Genomic DNA, 15,252 nt, shown 5'->3' with positions numbered 1-15,252 from the left:
GACTGCAGCTCAAGCTGCAGTCTGTTATTTTATCACTTAACGATTACTTCCAATAAGCTAGGGAACGTTTTCTCAAAGATTGTCTGAATTGTTCTGTTGATTTTAGTAAAACTGTATTAGTTGCATAATCCATAATGACTCCAAAACGGCGAATAACATCTAATTTATCAATCTCTCCATTTTGGAATTGTTTTTCTACTATAAGTGGATTGAGCTCTAGCCAACTTTTACGATTATTTCTTATAAACTCTCGCTCTCTTTTTGTTGCTTCATAGTCAATTTCAAACAAATCAAGATCTCGATCAATCTCTTTAATGACAACTCCATAATCTTTTTTTGCTCTTTCAACCGAAACATATTCATCAATCACATCTTCTAAGACGGCTTCTACATCTCTTTCAAGAGCATCCCCCAATCCACCTCCACCTGCAGAAGGTCTGACAAAGGAGTCACCGCTTTTTACTTCTACATTTGAAAAAATGGTTCCTAAAAATTGTTCATCCTCTCTTCCAGGATTTAACCATGCTCCATGTGGATAAGAAGGAAGCCCTCCAAAAATCCCCCATGTCAGGGAACGAGACCTGTCACAACAATAGGACATAACCGTATTTTTTATTTCTGTTAAAACGCCGCCTTTTTCAACCCCACAACCACCACGATATTTACCAGGGCCTGCTGAATCAGTAATAATTTCATGTTTAGTCGTAATGACCGGAGATAATCGTTCTTGGCCTTCACACGGCTGAACACTTAAACCTACTCCAAACACTGGCGAAGTTGCATTTGCTCCATCTCGATCATAACGACCGCCATGTCCGCCGGCCATCCAGTCGTACCACATAAAATATTGATTTTGTTCATTTCTTAAATCATTGCCGCCAATCAATAAATATTCTAGATTGAAAGAACAGGCAAGAGCTCTTTCTGGCATAATGTTCGACCAAAGTTCAAAGCAAGCATTCATAATCTTCTCAAATGTTCCTGAACAAAAACCGGTTACAGCGATAGGGCTTGGAGCATTTACAACAGAATTCTCCGGTAAAATTACTTTAACAACTCGATAAAATCCTGAATTTAGAGGAATTTCTGGAAAGAATGTTTTTGTCCCTGCATAGGCGGCTGATAAAGAGGCACCGAATCCTGAATTCAGAAAACAGCCGATATAAGGATGAGAACCTGTTAAATCGTATAAAATTTCCTCATCTGAAATAGTCATCTTTACTTGAATTGGAATAAGACCATCGCCTACTTCCGGGTCCATATCAATGTAATCTACCGTTTCCCATGTTCCTTTTGGCAAAGATTTTATTTTTGTTTTAGCTAAACGCTCAACATAGTCTTGAACTTCTTCAAAAGCAATTAATGTTGTTTCTAAACCATATTTCCTAATGATTTCAAGAAGCTGAGCCTGCCCTACTTTTGCTGCCTCAACTTGTGAGCGAAGATCTCCAATTCTTTCTTCCGGAACACGCATATTCAACGCTATAAGATTTACAATATCCGCTAAGTATCTACCTTTGCTATAAATGCGAACAGGTGGAATTCTAACGCCCTCTCCATAATGCTCCTTTGCGGTAACATCAAAAGAACCTGGAGTTGTCCCTCCCATATCTGCCCAGTGACCATTTGTTTGCATGAATGCAATTAAGCGATCATCATGAAAGACCGGTAATACTACACGCGTATCATTAAAATGGGTACCTCCCCGGTATGGATCATTAACTAAAAAAGCGTCCCCAGGATGAATATCCTCACCAAAATCCTCTAAGACAGCTTTGGCGGTTAAATGCAGGGTCCCAACGTGTACAGAAATATCTTGTGTTCCTTGCATTACTGTGTTTCCCTCAGCATCACAAAGAGCACAACTGAAATCGCGGTTATAAATAACAAATGAATAACAGGTCCTTAGTATTTGTTCGGCCATTTGATCTACAAGATTGATAAAACCGTTTTTTAATACCTCGAATGTAACAGGATCCAAGCGATTAGTCGTTTCCTTTTGAATCAGTTCAGGTCTATTCATAGCTATTTCACCCCTCGTCTTATTTGTTTACCGATATAATTAAGTTTCTATACACATCTACTTTCGCAGTAAAGCCTGGCGGGATTACCGTCGTTGTATCCAACTGATCAATAATAGCCGGTCCTTGAATTTCAGAAAGAACAGGAATATCCTCACGGTTATAGACATTTGCAGGGACAAACTTTCCATCGAAATAAACATCTCTCACTTCTTTTAAAGCACTCTCCAGTGTGCCCGCTGGTCCATACTTCGGAAACTCTGGTTTCGGTACCGTTCCGATGACAGTGACTCGCAAACCATAAATTTCAACTAATTGTTTATCATCTGAAAAGGCAAATTCACGTTGATGTTCTTGGTGAAAAGCCTCTAATACGCTGTCTAATGATTGAAGTTTATCACTGACTGGTATAGCTAATGAGCGCCATTGCCCCTTGTATCTCATATCCACATAACGCATAAGTGTGGACTGATCACTTCCAACGCCTTCCTCTTCTAATAATTTTTCAGCCTCTTGTTCCATACCGCTGAATTCATTCTCTAATTCTTCAAGTGAAACATGATGAATATTCTTCACATATGTTTTTGAAATGTCATGACGAACATCTACTAATAAGCAGCCCATGGCAGCGGCAACACCAGGATGAGGCGGAACAATGATAGTTGGAATATCCATATCTTTTGCTAACTGAGCACCATGTAACGGCCCAGCCCCTCCAAAAGCAACAAGAGCAAAGTCACGTGGATCATAGCCACGTCTTACCGAGATTAATCTCAATGCATCACACATGTTAGCATTAGCCACTTGAATAATCGCATTAGCAGCCTCTTCAACTGTATAATTAAACTGCTTGGCAATCTTTTCAACAGCTTGTCTTGCTTTTTCCTTATCCAACTTCATAGTTCCATCTAATAAATCGACTCCAAGACGGCCAAGAACTAAATTGGCATCGGAGTTGGTTGCTTCCGTTCCTCCTCTTTGATAACAAGCAGGCCCGGGAACTGCACCAGCACTTTGTGGTCCGTTTCTGAGAGAACCGCCTTCATCCACCCACGCTAAACTTCCTCCACCAGCTCCAATTGTCAAAATTTCGATACTCGGAAACCCAATTGGATACCCATATTCAATGTACCAATCTTTTGTAATCCTAATATCGCCATCATACATAAGAGAAATATCTGTACTCGTCCCTCCCATATCAAGTCCAATCGCATGATTAAAACCACAAAGTTTGGCAATATGCTTACTGGCGATTGCACCGGCAGCAATACCCGAGCTTGCAAGCCTTGCAGCATAACGTGGAACTGTACTAGACGTCATGACACCGCCACCAGAGTGTAGAACTAGAATATCTCCTTCATACCCTTTCTTCTCCATTTCCCCCTCTAAATTATGAATATATTTACTAATAATCGGCCCTAACACTGCATTAATAATCGTTGTACTCATGCGCTCATGCTCAAAAATCTCTGGCAATACTTCACTCGATGTACAAATGTAAACATTCGGTAATTCTTCTTGGATAATTTCTTTTACTCGTGCCTCGTTCGCGCCATTCACATAAGCATTTATAAAACAAACCGCAATGGACTCCGTACCGCGCTTATCTAGTTTTCTAGCAAGCTGACGAACTTCTTCTTCATCAATTTCAGTAAGCACGTTACCGTCATAATCCGTTCTTTCTGTTACTTCAAACCGATCTCTTCTTGGAATATAAGGTTTTGAAGTATCTTGATACATATCCCATATGTCAAGCTTTGTTCCGCGTCGAATCTCTGGAACATCCCGAAAACCTTTTGTCGTAATAAGTGCCGTTTTAGGCAGCTTTCTTTCAATTAATGCATTCGTACCAACGGTTGTACCATGGGAAAAGATTTTAATATCTTGACCATTTAACTGAGCTTTTTCAATTCCATCTAAAATTCCACGCTCTGGATTCGAAGGTGTTGATGATGTTTTCGTTACAAAAACCTTTCCTGTCTGCTCATCAAAAACAAATACATCTGTAAATGTGCCACCTACATCAATTGCTAGTCGAGTTTGAGTCATATTAGCTTCCCACCTTTTTATTTTTAGGTTCTGTTAAATAACGTTGTTGATAGTCTATTTTTAGAATGATCAGTCGATAGGACCTATACTAAGTGATTGATATTTTTGTAGTCATCTTATTGAAATGATTCATGTAAGTAGTATAAATTTTGTGTGTAGAGGTATAAATGTGGATGTAATCTCCTTCTTGTCCAACATTATTGAAGAAAGAGATTTGTTAAAGTGCATGATAAGTTTGATCGTTTTTCATAAGAGTCTTCGATAACATATAACCTATTACTGAACTTTTTCACTAGGCTCATTCACTGCCTCTGTGTATGTCATTGTGTCACGGTTATAGTTCGCTCTCATGATAAACATAAGGAAGAATCCAATTCCCCACCAGCCTGCAAAGATTAGCCACTCATATGGCCAAATGAGCGCTGCCGGCATTCCAGGTAAGTATAAGGAAATGAAACCTATACTTAATATAAAAGCAATCCAGCCTACCGCATTTGATTTCCCAGCACGGAAAGGACGCACCATATCAGGCTCATTCTTGCGTAATTTTACAAAGGCAAGTGCCACACAGAAGTAAGCAATAACGATGGCAAGGCCCCCTGCATCAACCAACCATACTAACATCGGTCTGCCCAGCAATGGAGCAATCGTCGATAAAGCACCTATAAATAAAATAGCATTAGTCGGAGTATTATTTTTAGGGTGTAACTTACCGAACCAAGCTGGAATCATCTTCTTTTCTGCCATCGAATAAAGCACGCGACTGCCTCCAATAATAAAGGCGTTCCAACTTGTCAAAATTCCAGCTACACCGCCCAGAATTAAAATAGTAGCAAAAAGACTGGAACCATAAACTGCAGCCATAGCATCTGCTGTCGGTAAAACCGAACTGCTAAGTACGCCCTTATCCAAAGAAATTCCGACTGCAAAAATCACGGCTACATAGAAGAATACAGCAAAACCAACAGATGTAATGAGGATCTTTCCGATTGATTTAGGAGGTACATTCATTTCTTCCGCCGTTTGAGGAATGACATCAAAGCCAACAAACATGAACGGTGTCATAACGAGAACAGCGATGACTCCTGCGGTTCCACCAACAAACAGTGGTTCTGCATTTGAAAAATCACTCGTAATAGTCGCTCCAAAAATTAACATTAACCCAATAAGCGCTATTACAATCGTTAAAACCATTTGAAGGATAGCCGCTGATTTCATCCCAAAGTAATTAATAATCGTAACGAATATAGAACCGGCTACTCCAACAAGTACCCAAGATAAATAGACATCATATCCAGTTATAGTATACATATATCCAACCTTATAATTAGGAAAGATATATTCGACAACAGTTGGCAAAGCCACAGCCTCAAAAGCCACAACCGAAATATAACCGAGTGCTAAGGCCCAAGATGCCACGAACGCAGCTTTAGGGCCTACTCCTCTCAGTACGTAAATAAGCGCTCCACCTGTTGTCGGCATAGCCGAGGCTAGTTCCGCATATGTCAGACCAACGAATATTACTAATACTCCACCAATGACAAAGGCGATCATCGCCCCAAGTGTTCCTGCTGATCCTATCCAATTACCAGATAAGACGACCCATCCCCAACCAATCATCGCTCCAAAAGCAAGAAATAAAATATCCATCCTCGAAAGGACTTTATTGAGATTTTTTTGCTCCCTAATAGTAATCCCTCCCCAAAAGATTTCCTATTAATCAATAATGTCTTCTACAAAGAAGAAGTAATCGAAACAGTTTTATAAGCCGTAAAGAATTCAACAGCAGCTTGTCCTTGTTCTCTCGTACCAGAGCTTGATTCTTTCATTCCTCCAAATGGAGCTTGTGGTTCTGCCCCACCTGTTTCCCCATTAATTTGGACCATTCCGACTTCACTATTTTTAATAAAATGGAAGGCTTTGTCCAAGCTTGTTGTAAACAACGAAGCACTTAATCCATACATCGTATCATTCGCTTTAGCGAGTGCTTCCGAATAATCTGCTACTTTTACTACAGCTAAAACAGGTCCAAAAATCTCCTCCCTTGCAATAGCCATCTCATTTGTTACTTGTCCGAAAATCGTCGGTTCAATAAAATAACCTTCGTTAAATGTTGGTCCCTCTAAACATTTGCCACCGAAAAGCAATTGGGCTCCTTCTTCAACTCCTTTCGCTATATAAGAAGAAACTGTATCAAATTGATTTTTAGAGGCTACCGGTCCCATATTTACTGTTTCGTCTAGTCCATCTCCCACTTTAATTTGCTTTACTTCAGTCAATAGCTTGTCTACAAATGTATCGTAAATAGACTGCTCTACATACACTCGGCTTGTTGCTGTACAGCGCTGACCTGTTTGCTTCATAGCTCCTTCAATCGTCAGCTTAGCCGCCAAATCTAAATCAGCATCCGCTAGAACAACAGCAGGATTTTTCCCTCCAAGCTCTAGTTGGAATTTTTTGTTTTGTGCCACTGCTTTAGAAGCAATCTCTTGCCCAACTTGATTAGAGCCGGTAAAGGTAACCGCTGCTGTATCCGGATGCTCAACAAGTGCATTCCCCACTTTCGCTCCGCTTCCCATGACCAAATTCAAAACTCCTTCAGGTAAACCCACTTTTTCAAATACTTCCGCAATTTTTACCGCTGTAATCCCTGATTCCCGAGCAGGCTTCCAGACAACCGTATTTCCGTAAACGAGAGCCGGTGCTATTTTCCATATCGGAATCGCCACAGGGAAATTCCATGGTGTAATGACAGAAACAACGCCTAAAGGAACCCTGAGCGAATACAGCGTATTTTGAGGATTAATAGAGGGAAGAAGTTCCCCCGTCTTCCTCATCCCTTCCTGTGCAAAATAACGTAAAATCATCGCAGCTCTAGCAACTTCACCTTTCATTTCTACGAATCTCTTGCCCATCTCTTTTGTAGCTATTTCTGCTATTTCTTCAGTCTGCTGCTCTAAAAGGTCAGCTGCTTTTCGCAAAAACTCTCCCCGTGTCACGGGAGAGAGCTGCTTCCATTGAAGAAAGGCTTGTTTAGCATGTATAACAGCACTGTCTACTTCCTCAACTGTAGAAACAGTTGTCGTTCCTAAACATTCAGATGGATTCGCTGGATTATAATGCTTATATGTCTCTCTGCTCTTCGATTCAGTCCACTTTCCTCCAATGTAATTTAAATAATCCATCATCCTTCTCCCTTCCTCTCCTGTTTCCTCGTCCTCTTAAAAAAGCTCCTTTTCAACTGCTAACATCGTTTCATCTAAAATATCAATCATTCTTTCAATCTCTGCTTTATTAATGACTAAAGGAGGAGCAAAGACGAGCGTATCTTGATCAAAAGTAACAGTACGGATAATTAATCCACGTTTCGCAGCTTCCTCTGCAAGTTTAGGAGAGAGTGGTGTTTCAAAGCTTGCCCCAGTCAATTTATCTTTGACAATTTCAATGCCGCCAATTAATCCAAGCGCTCGAACCTCGCCAACAATTCGATGATTGCTTTGTAAATATTTAAAGCCCTTCAGTAATTCCTCACCCATAAGTTTTGCATTTTCCACTAAATTTTCCCGTTCAATAATTTCAATATTTTTTAAAGCAACGCTACAAGCCGTCGGATGGCCACTGTACGTATAACCATGTAGAAGCGTCCCTTTCGACAGTTCCTTCAAATCATCAAACATCTTTTCGGAGAATAGAACGCCTCCTAACTGGGCATATCCGCTCGAAACTCCTTTTGCAAAGCACATCATATCCGGTACCACTCCATAATGATTAACGCCAAACATCGTTCCAGTTCTTCCAAATCCTGTAATAACTTCATCTACAATCATTAGGATACCATATTCATCACAGATTTTTCTTACTTCTTGTAGATATCCCTCTGGCGCGATATTTACACCGCCTGCACCTTGCACAGGTTCTGTAATAAAAGCTGCAATTGTTTCAGGACCTTCTTGTTCAATGGCTTCACGTAACGCTTCACTAGAGGTACCATCTACATGATAAAAGTCTGGTGTAATCGAGTTTGTGAAATCACGGAACGGCTTTAAGCCTGTTGCACTTGTCGCTCCCATAGCTACCCCATGATAGGACTGTGTACGAGATATAATTTTTTGGCGATTCGGCTGCCCTTTTAAAATCCAATAATGGCGAGCTAATTTAAATGCAGTATCATTAGACTCAGATCCACCAGAAGTAAAGAAAACAGCATTTAAATCTCCTGGAGCAATCGATGCAAGTTTCGAAGCTAATCGAATGGCCGGCTCATTACTAATTGTTCCGAAACATGAACTAAATGCTAGTTTTGACATTTGCTCTTGAGCCACTTGTGCCAGCTCCTCTCGCCCATGTCCAATATTCACATTCCAAAGTGAGCTCATCCCATCAATCACTTGTTTTCCAGTAATATCAGTTAAATAGATTCCTTTGCCCTCTGTAAAAATAAAACTCGGTCCATTTGCTTGCTGCTGGGCAATCGATGATGTTGGATGAATAAAATGTTTTTTATCTAACTCCATCAATTCTTTGTCTACCTTTACGTCTTTTAACATTTACAACACCCTCTCTAAAAAATATGTGGATATATAAAATATTTAAGCAAGATTCATGCCAAAAGGAATTTATGTAAAAATTATGTAAAAACAAGGCGATTCAGTCTCTCATTCTATGAAAACAATCCATTTTCGAATCAAAAATGGGAATTTATGATTCATTTCTTGATTGTTACCGCCTTTATAATTTATATTTGAATCATAACCATAAATTGGATTGTAAATTTCTTAATAAAGGCTTAACAAAAAAAGACGAAAGAGAGGGGAAATTATGAATTATGCTACCGTTAACACCATTTTAGATACAATTATCCATACTTCGAATAACAATATTACTGTCACCGATGAGAAAGGATATATTTTGTATACAAACCCCCAACACTGGGCTGTTTATGGAATCGAGCTCGATCAATATGTCGGAAAATCTGTTTATGAGCTTGAAGCAGAAGGAATTCTTTCTCCATCTATTACCGCGATGGTACTTAACGAAAAAAAATCAATTGAAGTGATGCAGCATACGATAACAGGAAAAGTAGTGATGGCCACTGCCTACCCGATTTTTAACGATGATGGAAAGATTATTTTAGTGATTAGCTATGCCCAAGATCAAACAGAGATTAATAACCTTCAACATCAATATGAGCAATTAAAGAGAAAAATAGAAAGCTATCAAACAGAAGTTAAGGAGCTGCGTGGGAAAGCAGGGGTTATTTACCGCAGCAAAAAAATGGAGCACATTGAAAAAACGCTTCATCGGGTTGCTGAGTCAGATGCAACTGTGTTGTTTTTAGGAGAGTCAGGTGTCGGAAAAAGTATGTTTGCTCGCAAACTGCATAACCAAAGCTATCGCAAAAAGGAACCTTTTATTGAAGTGAATTGTAGTACCATACCCGAAAGTTTATTCGAAGCAGAAATGTTTGGCTATGAACCAGGATCTTTTACTGGTGCCCTAAAGCAAGGGAAACAAGGATTAATTGAACAAGCCCATAATGGGACTTTGTTTTTAGATGAAATTGGAGAGCTGCCTTTGGCCATTCAAGTAAAATTATTAAAGGTGTTGCAGGAAAAAAAATTCACAAGAATTGGAGGAACGAAGGAGTACCATATTGATTTCCGCCTTGCAGCGGCTACTAATCAACATTTAGAAGAAATGGTTCAAAAGGGGACATTCCGGCTTGATTTATATTATCGATTAAGCGTCATTCCACTTTATATTCCTTCTTTACGTGACCGAAAAGAGGATATTGCTTTATTAATTAATCACTATCTCGAATTAATTAATAAGAAGTATAAGACAAATAAAAAATTACATTCCTCGACATATGAAGCTTTAATTCAGTATACATGGCCTGGGAATGTACGCGAATTAGAAAATCTTATTGAACGACTTATTTTAACTACTGATGAAACAATGATTTTCCCAAGTGCTCTTCCTTCTTCTATCATAGATCAAAGCTCGACTTCACAAAAAGAACCCTCTCTTATTATTGAACAAACAATGATTGAAAGTTATGATCTTAAAACTATTTTAGAAAAAGTAGAAAAATGGACCATTTCCAAAGCGTATCAACAATGCAAATCAACATATAAAATGGCTGCCTTTCTTGGCATCAGCCAACCGTCCGTCATTCGTAAACTCAAAAAGTATAAAAATCAGCTCCTTCCTTAAACACAGAACAAAAGCGAAAGCGCCTTGTTCTGCGACAGCTGCTTACAAGCTAGAAGATGAAGTCGCTCTTGGACTTCATCGGCTGGGCAGGCCGCAACCTTGAGAAACTAGAGGCTGAAAGCGCTTATCCACAATTTAAGCATTTTATAACTTCCTAAACAACGAAAGAACCACCTCTCAAAAATATTCGAAGGTGGTTGTTAATTGATTCCTTTATCAATCAAAGAAGCATACTAAATAGCAACTCTTTTACAGATATATAGCCATAGCAATTTCATCACAAGTTGGGAACTTGCTGCAATTCAAACAGTCCTTCCACACTTTTTGAGGCATCTCATCTTTCTGAATCACCTGAAATCCGCATTTTTCAAAAAATGTAACTTGATAAGTAAGAGAAATGAGCTTTTTAATTTCAATTTTTCTTGTTTCTTCTACAATCTGTTCAACAAGTAATTTGCCTATCCCTCTTCCCTTTGCCTCTTCAGCTACGACAAGCGAGCGAATCTCTGATAAATCTTTTCCTAATATATGAAGACTCGCTGCCCCTACAACCTGATCATCAATAGTTGCCACGCAGATAGCCTGAAGATTTTCATACAATGACTCGCGGGTACGCGGGAGCAAAAGACCTTGTTGAGCATACATATTAATCAAGCTATAAATAGCCTCTACATCACTTGCTTTAGCCTTCCGAATGTTCACCATATTAATCTCACCTTTTTTTTAGAAACTATGATTAAAATCATACTTTAGATTTCAGAAAAGTCAATAAAGCAATCATGGAAATCATAATTTTCTATTAATATACAATGAAATGACTCAGAATTATTTCCTTTATCATTGCTCTATCTATGGAAATAAACACTAGTCCCTTATTCTATTGACGAAATAAGCTTACATCCTATACTATTAATCATTGAGCGTTCACTCAAAAACGTGGTTCGAAACCATCCCACGATAAAAAACTAGGGAGAGAGTCAACAATGAATAGCAGAACATTAATAGTCAATGGAATTTTAGCAGCCCTGTATGTGGCTGTCTCACTTGTGATTAACCCAATTGCTTTTTCCGCAATTCAGTTTCGGATTCCTGAACTGTTTAATCATTTGATTGTATTCAACAAAAAGTATATTTACGGAATTGTAGCTGGGGTGTTTATTACCAATTTATTTTCCCCAATGGCTGCTTACGATTTAATTTTTGGCGTTGGACAGTCCTTACTAGCACTACTCATTGTGATTTTTGCTTCACGTTATATTAAGAATATTAAAGTGTTGATGATCATTAATATTCTCGTATTCACATTCACGATGTTTATGATTGCGCTTGAACTTCATCTTGCACTAGGATTTCCGTTCTGGCTTAGCTGGTTCACAACAGCGGTTGGAGAGTTTACCGTCATGCTAATCGGAGCTCCTATTATATATGCCATGAATAAACGCATTCAATTTTCAAAATGGATTTCCTAAATAGAAAAAGGCTGTCAATACTTCGTCCGTTCGAAGATGACAGCTTTTTTTCATACCTGCCCTTCAATAAATATGTAAATTTTTAATATCTTCACATTTTCTTAATTTACTAAAATGTGTACTTTTTTCAAATTCCTACTCAATATATTAACACGTAATCACATTACTCTAACTATTTCAAAACAGTTCTAAAATATTTATAAAGACGGTGAAATAGTCAACAACCCGCTACTTAACGACCTTACGGTCTGTTTGAAGTGGGGGCTTGCGTCTGTCAGAGTTTGACAGTGCTTCTACCCTCATAGAGAGCAACTACGCTTGTTCCTCCCCAGTAGTACGAACGAGCAATCTCTCCTACCTTAGCCTGGTGGAACATAAGGACGGTTGACTTCGCCCCTACCGCAAGAGCTGTACTCTTGCGGTAACTACACCAATATGTTCAATGCCTTTACGGTGTAGATTCATAGCGCCAATACGATCATCATTTGATTGGTATTGGCAATTTTTACACTTAAAAGTGTGTAGTGTTTTATTGCGATTCGCTTTCTCAACGTGTCCACATTTAGGGCAAGTTTGAGAAGTATATTTTGGGTCTACCGCAATCACCTTATGTCCATTCAATTCAGCTTTATACTCAAGCATTTGACGGAACTGGTAGAAAGCCCAAGACACCGAAACATAGCGGTTTTTCACTCGTACTTTTTCAGTCTCGGTACGAACACCTGTCAAATCTTCTAAAACAAACATAGTACCTCTAGGGTATTTATCAACGAGTGCCTTTGTAATTTGATGGTTTACATCCGTTACATAACCGTTTTCTCTTGAACCAATTTGTTTTAGTTTCTTACGAGCAGATGGTGTTTGTCGCATTTGGAGTTGTTTGCGAGTAGCTTTAAACTTACCACGCTTATGCTTAACAATGTTGCCATTATAGAAAGTGGTTTTACCTTGACTATCATAAGTAGTAGCAAGAAAGTTAATTCCTAAGTCAATACCGACAATACTATTTACATCTGCTAGGCCTAATACTGGGTACTCTTTTGTCATCGGGATATGCAAGAACCACTTCTTGTACTTATGCACTAATTTAGCAGTGCCAAATTTCCAAGTACCATTGAAGTATTTCTTCATAGCCTTACGCTCATAATTTAGCTTTAGACGACCATCCAATGTATTTACGCTAAATTGATTTTTAGTTAGTGAGTAATCACGATTCCATACAAGGTCATATTCAGGAAGTTTAAATTCAATCAAAGACCATTCATGTCCATTCGATTTAGCCGACTTGTAACGAGCGATTACGGTTTTCATCACGGATTGAGCCATTTGACTTTTTAGTCCAAATTGATTTCGCAAATCAGAATAATACAAGTTATTAAGACTTGTTTGGTTTAGGTTTTTTGTTTCAAATATGTGTTTCGATAACCAATTACAAGCTTTGCGATAAGCACTAGTCGTTATCCTTAAACTTTGAGTTTGATTATCGGAAACATAGATTTGTATCTTTGCAGTAATGGTAGACATTATTTTCACACCACCTTTCACTAACTAAATTATACCAATTTTTAGTGAAAGTAAATAACTTAAACAGAGGAAGGAGGAGGCAAGGCGGAAGTTTCAGATACTTGATATGGCACAAAATCTTACGATTTTCACCGTACCATACCGTATCTGACGGCAATTCCTCCCCAACTTATCGTTGGGCTAACGCCCTTCACACGATTGAAGTAGGGGTATCCTTGCCGATTTTGGATGAAAAAAGGAATTATTGATCGATTTGAGGAAGATTTTGCAGTCGTTGAATTTAACGATACAATGGAGGATATTCAAAAGGCTAAATTGCCAAAAGAAGCCGCTGTTGGCGATGTTCTTGTATTCGATGGCGATAAAATCACTATCGATACAAAGGAAACAGCAAAGTTGAAGCAGGAAATTGAAGATTTAATGGATGAGCTATTTGACGATTGACGGCTAGCCCTGCTTTAAAGCCGGGGTTTATAATTTCCCTTTCCTATGCACAAAAAAGGAAAATAAAAGAGGGATTAACTTCGTCCTAAAAAACTATGCACTGAATGGTTATTTTCCCAAAATCAAAAGGATGGGCTAAGTTTTTCACAACCAAACAAATGGGTATTAAAAAAGACTAATCACGAAGATTAGTCCATTACGCGCCTTAGAGGATTCGAACCTCTGACCGACGGCTTAGAAGGCCGTTGCTCTATCCTGCTGAGCTAAAGGCGCATGATTCTATGTATGGCGGAGAAGGAGGGATTTGAACCCTCGCGCCGGTTACCCGACCTACACCCTTAGCAGGGGCGCCTCTTCAGCCTCTTGAGTACTTCCCCACATAAAAAAATGGCTCCGCAGGTAGGATTCGAACCTACGACCGTTCGGTTAACAGCCGAATGCTCTACCACTGAGCTACTGCGGAACAATAAAAAATATAAATGGTGGGCCTAAGTGGACTCGAACCACCGACCTCACGCTTATCAGGCGTGCGCTCTAACCAGCTGAGCTATAGGCCCATTTTGGAGCGGGTGAAGGGAATCGAACCCTCATCATCAGCTTGGAAGGCTGAGGTTTTACCACTAAACTACACCCGCATATAAAATTGGAGGCAACACCCGGATTTGAACCGGGGATAAAGGTTTTGCAGACCTCTGCCTTACCACTTGGCTATGCTGCCATTGACTGGGCTAGAAGGATTCGAACCTTCGCATGACGGAATCAAAATCCGCTGCCTTACCGCTTGGCTATAGCCCAACAATAAAAAATGAAACAAATGGCGGTCCGGACGGGACTCGAACCCGCGACCTCCTGCGTGACAGGCAGGCATTCTAACCAGCTGAACTACCGGACCATATGAAGAAAAAAATGGAGGAGGTAGAGGGATTCGAACCCCCGCGGGGTTTGACCCCCCTGTCGGTTTTCAAGACCGATCCCTTCAGCCGGACTTGGGTATACCTCCGTTATAATCATGGTGGAGCCTAGCGGGATCGAACCGCTGACCTCCTGCGTGCAAGGCAGGCGCTCTCCCAGCTGAGCTAAGGCCCCATATCATTTAATAAGTAGCATGGTCGGGAAGACAGGATTCGAACCTGCGACCCCTTGGTCCCAAACCAAGTGCTCTACCAAGCTGAGCTACTTCCCGCATATAATATGGCGCGCCCGAAAGGAGTCGAACCCATAACCTTCTGATCCGTAGTCAGACGCTCTATCCAATTGAGCTACGGGCGCATATTAAAATGGTGCCGAGGACCGGAATCGAACCGGTACGGTAGTCACCTACCGCAGGATTTTAAGTCCTGTGCGTCTGCCAGTTCCGCCACCCCGGCACTTTGCGAAAAGTGGAGTGGAAGACGGGATTCAAACCCGAGATCCCAACCTTGGCAAGGTTGTATTCTACCACTGAACTACTTCCGCATAATAATGCGGGTGAAGGGAGTCGAACCCCCACGCCTTACGGCGCCAGATCCTAAGTCTGGTGCGTCTGCCAA

Annotated in this window: 10 protein-coding genes, 15 tRNA genes and 1 riboswitch (1 of these 26 only partly in view); of the genes, 3 read left to right on the top strand and 22 right to left on the bottom strand. The window is 40.0% G+C overall.

What is annotated here, in order from left to right:
- Nucleotides 1-43: 43 nt before the first annotated feature.
- The 5 genes from BAOM_RS02740 to BAOM_RS02720 form a co-directional block, all read right to left on the bottom strand.
- Nucleotides 44-2,023, bottom strand: a complete 1,980-nt coding sequence (locus tag BAOM_RS02740) for a hydantoinase B/oxoprolinase family protein (RefSeq protein ID WP_127758943.1) — start codon at nt 2,021-2,023, stop codon at nt 44-46.
- Between the two features lie 19 nt (nt 2,024-2,042).
- On the bottom strand, nt 2,043-4,070 hold the full coding sequence (locus tag BAOM_RS02735; RefSeq protein ID WP_127758942.1) for a hydantoinase/oxoprolinase family protein: 2,028 nt from the start codon (nt 4,068-4,070) through the stop codon (nt 2,043-2,045).
- 276 nt (nt 4,071-4,346) lie between these two features.
- The gene (locus BAOM_RS02730; RefSeq protein WP_180319816.1) at nt 4,347-5,720 is read right to left on the bottom strand and encodes an APC family permease; all 1,374 of its coding nucleotides are present in this window, start codon (nt 5,718-5,720) and stop codon (nt 4,347-4,349) included.
- Between the two features lie 83 nt (nt 5,721-5,803).
- A complete protein-coding gene (locus BAOM_RS02725; protein ID WP_127758940.1) occupies nt 5,804-7,258 on the bottom strand; it encodes an aldehyde dehydrogenase family protein in 1,455 nt (484 codons plus the stop codon).
- A 33-nt stretch (nt 7,259-7,291) separates the two neighbouring features.
- Nucleotides 7,292-8,617: an aminotransferase family protein gene (locus BAOM_RS02720; protein WP_127758939.1), complete on the bottom strand. Its 1,326-nt coding sequence runs from the start codon at nt 8,615-8,617 to the stop codon at nt 7,292-7,294.
- A 271-nt stretch (nt 8,618-8,888) separates the two neighbouring features.
- Between BAOM_RS02720 and BAOM_RS02715 the strand changes: the two genes are divergently transcribed.
- On the top strand, nt 8,889-10,286 hold the full coding sequence (locus BAOM_RS02715; RefSeq protein WP_127758938.1) for a sigma-54 interaction domain-containing protein: 1,398 nt from the start codon (nt 8,889-8,891) through the stop codon (nt 10,284-10,286).
- Between the two features lie 249 nt (nt 10,287-10,535).
- On the opposite strand, the gene BAOM_RS02710 is transcribed toward BAOM_RS02715, so the two are convergent.
- Nucleotides 10,536-10,991: an N-acetyltransferase gene (locus tag BAOM_RS02710; protein WP_127758937.1), complete on the bottom strand. Its 456-nt coding sequence runs from the start codon at nt 10,989-10,991 to the stop codon at nt 10,536-10,538.
- A 225-nt stretch (nt 10,992-11,216) separates the two neighbouring features.
- Nucleotides 11,217-11,261: riboswitch (PreQ1 riboswitch) on the top strand.
- A gap of 8 nt (nt 11,262-11,269) precedes the next feature.
- Here BAOM_RS02710 and BAOM_RS02705 point away from each other — a divergent pair.
- Entirely contained in the window at nt 11,270-11,755 is a 486-nt protein-coding gene (locus BAOM_RS02705) for a QueT transporter family protein (RefSeq protein ID WP_127758936.1), read from the top strand.
- Between the two features lie 396 nt (nt 11,756-12,151).
- Here BAOM_RS02705 and BAOM_RS02700 read toward each other — a convergent pair whose 3' ends face one another.
- On the bottom strand, nt 12,152-13,279 hold the full coding sequence (locus BAOM_RS02700) for an RNA-guided endonuclease InsQ/TnpB family protein (protein WP_127758935.1): 1,128 nt from the start codon (nt 13,277-13,279) through the stop codon (nt 12,152-12,154).
- 228 nt (nt 13,280-13,507) lie between these two features.
- Here BAOM_RS02700 and BAOM_RS02695 point away from each other — a divergent pair, with 228 nt between their 5' ends.
- The gene (locus tag BAOM_RS02695) at nt 13,508-13,723 is read left to right on the top strand and encodes a DUF3006 domain-containing protein (protein WP_127758934.1); all 216 of its coding nucleotides are present in this window, start codon (nt 13,508-13,510) and stop codon (nt 13,721-13,723) included.
- Nucleotides 13,724-13,922: 199 nt separating this feature from the next.
- Here BAOM_RS02695 and BAOM_RS02690 read toward each other — a convergent pair.
- The 15 genes from BAOM_RS02690 to BAOM_RS02620 form a co-directional block, all read right to left on the bottom strand.
- Nucleotides 13,923-13,996, bottom strand: a tRNA-Arg gene (locus BAOM_RS02690).
- A 13-nt stretch (nt 13,997-14,009) separates the two neighbouring features.
- Nucleotides 14,010-14,100, bottom strand: a tRNA-Ser gene (locus BAOM_RS02685).
- A gap of 11 nt (nt 14,101-14,111) precedes the next feature.
- Nucleotides 14,112-14,186 (bottom strand) — tRNA-Asn (locus tag BAOM_RS02680).
- Between the two features lie 17 nt (nt 14,187-14,203).
- A tRNA-Ile gene (locus tag BAOM_RS02675) sits at nt 14,204-14,280 on the bottom strand.
- A gap of 4 nt (nt 14,281-14,284) precedes the next feature.
- Nucleotides 14,285-14,358, bottom strand: a tRNA-Gly gene (locus BAOM_RS02670).
- A 9-nt stretch (nt 14,359-14,367) separates the two neighbouring features.
- Nucleotides 14,368-14,441 (bottom strand) — tRNA-Cys (locus BAOM_RS02665).
- Nucleotides 14,442-14,446: 5 nt separating this feature from the next.
- Nucleotides 14,447-14,518: transfer RNA gene (locus BAOM_RS02660), tRNA-Gln, on the bottom strand.
- A 20-nt stretch (nt 14,519-14,538) separates the two neighbouring features.
- A tRNA-Asp gene (locus BAOM_RS02655) sits at nt 14,539-14,615 on the bottom strand.
- A gap of 15 nt (nt 14,616-14,630) precedes the next feature.
- Nucleotides 14,631-14,723, bottom strand: a tRNA-Ser gene (locus tag BAOM_RS02650).
- 10 nt (nt 14,724-14,733) lie between these two features.
- Nucleotides 14,734-14,809, bottom strand: a tRNA-Ala gene (locus BAOM_RS02645).
- Between the two features lie 20 nt (nt 14,810-14,829).
- Nucleotides 14,830-14,906: transfer RNA gene (locus tag BAOM_RS02640), tRNA-Pro, on the bottom strand.
- 9 nt (nt 14,907-14,915) lie between these two features.
- Nucleotides 14,916-14,992: transfer RNA gene (locus BAOM_RS02635), tRNA-Arg, on the bottom strand.
- A gap of 9 nt (nt 14,993-15,001) precedes the next feature.
- A tRNA-Leu gene (locus tag BAOM_RS02630) sits at nt 15,002-15,090 on the bottom strand.
- Between the two features lie 13 nt (nt 15,091-15,103).
- Nucleotides 15,104-15,178 (bottom strand) — tRNA-Gly (locus BAOM_RS02625).
- Nucleotides 15,179-15,185: 7 nt separating this feature from the next.
- Nucleotides 15,186-15,252: transfer RNA gene (locus tag BAOM_RS02620), tRNA-Leu, on the bottom strand; it runs 15 nt beyond the window's last position.

Origin of the sequence: Peribacillus asahii, assembly GCF_004006295.1 — a bacterium.
Lineage (GTDB): Bacteria > Bacillota > Bacilli > Bacillales > DSM-1321 > Peribacillus > Peribacillus asahii_A.
The sequence above is the reverse complement of the archived record's forward strand: the minus strand, read 5'-3'. Positions and strand labels throughout refer to the sequence as shown.

Coding starts and splice junctions, on each gene's coding strand:
- BAOM_RS02740 (WP_127758943.1), bottom strand. CDS start 2,023: ATGAATAGACCTGAACTGATTCAAAAGGAAACGACTAATCGCTTGGAT.
- BAOM_RS02735 (WP_127758942.1), bottom strand. CDS start 4,070: ATGACTCAAACTCGACTAGCAATTGATGTAGGTGGCACATTTACAGAT.
- BAOM_RS02730 (WP_180319816.1), bottom strand. CDS start 5,720: ATGGATATTTTATTTCTTGCTTTTGGAGCGATGATTGGTTGGGGATGG.
- BAOM_RS02725 (WP_127758940.1), bottom strand. CDS start 7,258: ATGATGGATTATTTAAATTACATTGGAGGAAAGTGGACTGAATCGAAG.
- BAOM_RS02720 (WP_127758939.1), bottom strand. CDS start 8,617: ATGTTAAAAGACGTAAAGGTAGACAAAGAATTGATGGAGTTAGATAAA.
- BAOM_RS02715 (WP_127758938.1), top strand. CDS start 8,889: ATGAATTATGCTACCGTTAACACCATTTTAGATACAATTATCCATACT.
- BAOM_RS02710 (WP_127758937.1), bottom strand. CDS start 10,991: ATGGTGAACATTCGGAAGGCTAAAGCAAGTGATGTAGAGGCTATTTAT.
- BAOM_RS02705 (WP_127758936.1), top strand. CDS start 11,270: ATGAATAGCAGAACATTAATAGTCAATGGAATTTTAGCAGCCCTGTAT.
- BAOM_RS02700 (WP_127758935.1), bottom strand. CDS start 13,279: ATGTCTACCATTACTGCAAAGATACAAATCTATGTTTCCGATAATCAA.
- BAOM_RS02695 (WP_127758934.1), top strand. CDS start 13,508: ATGAAAAAAGGAATTATTGATCGATTTGAGGAAGATTTTGCAGTCGTT.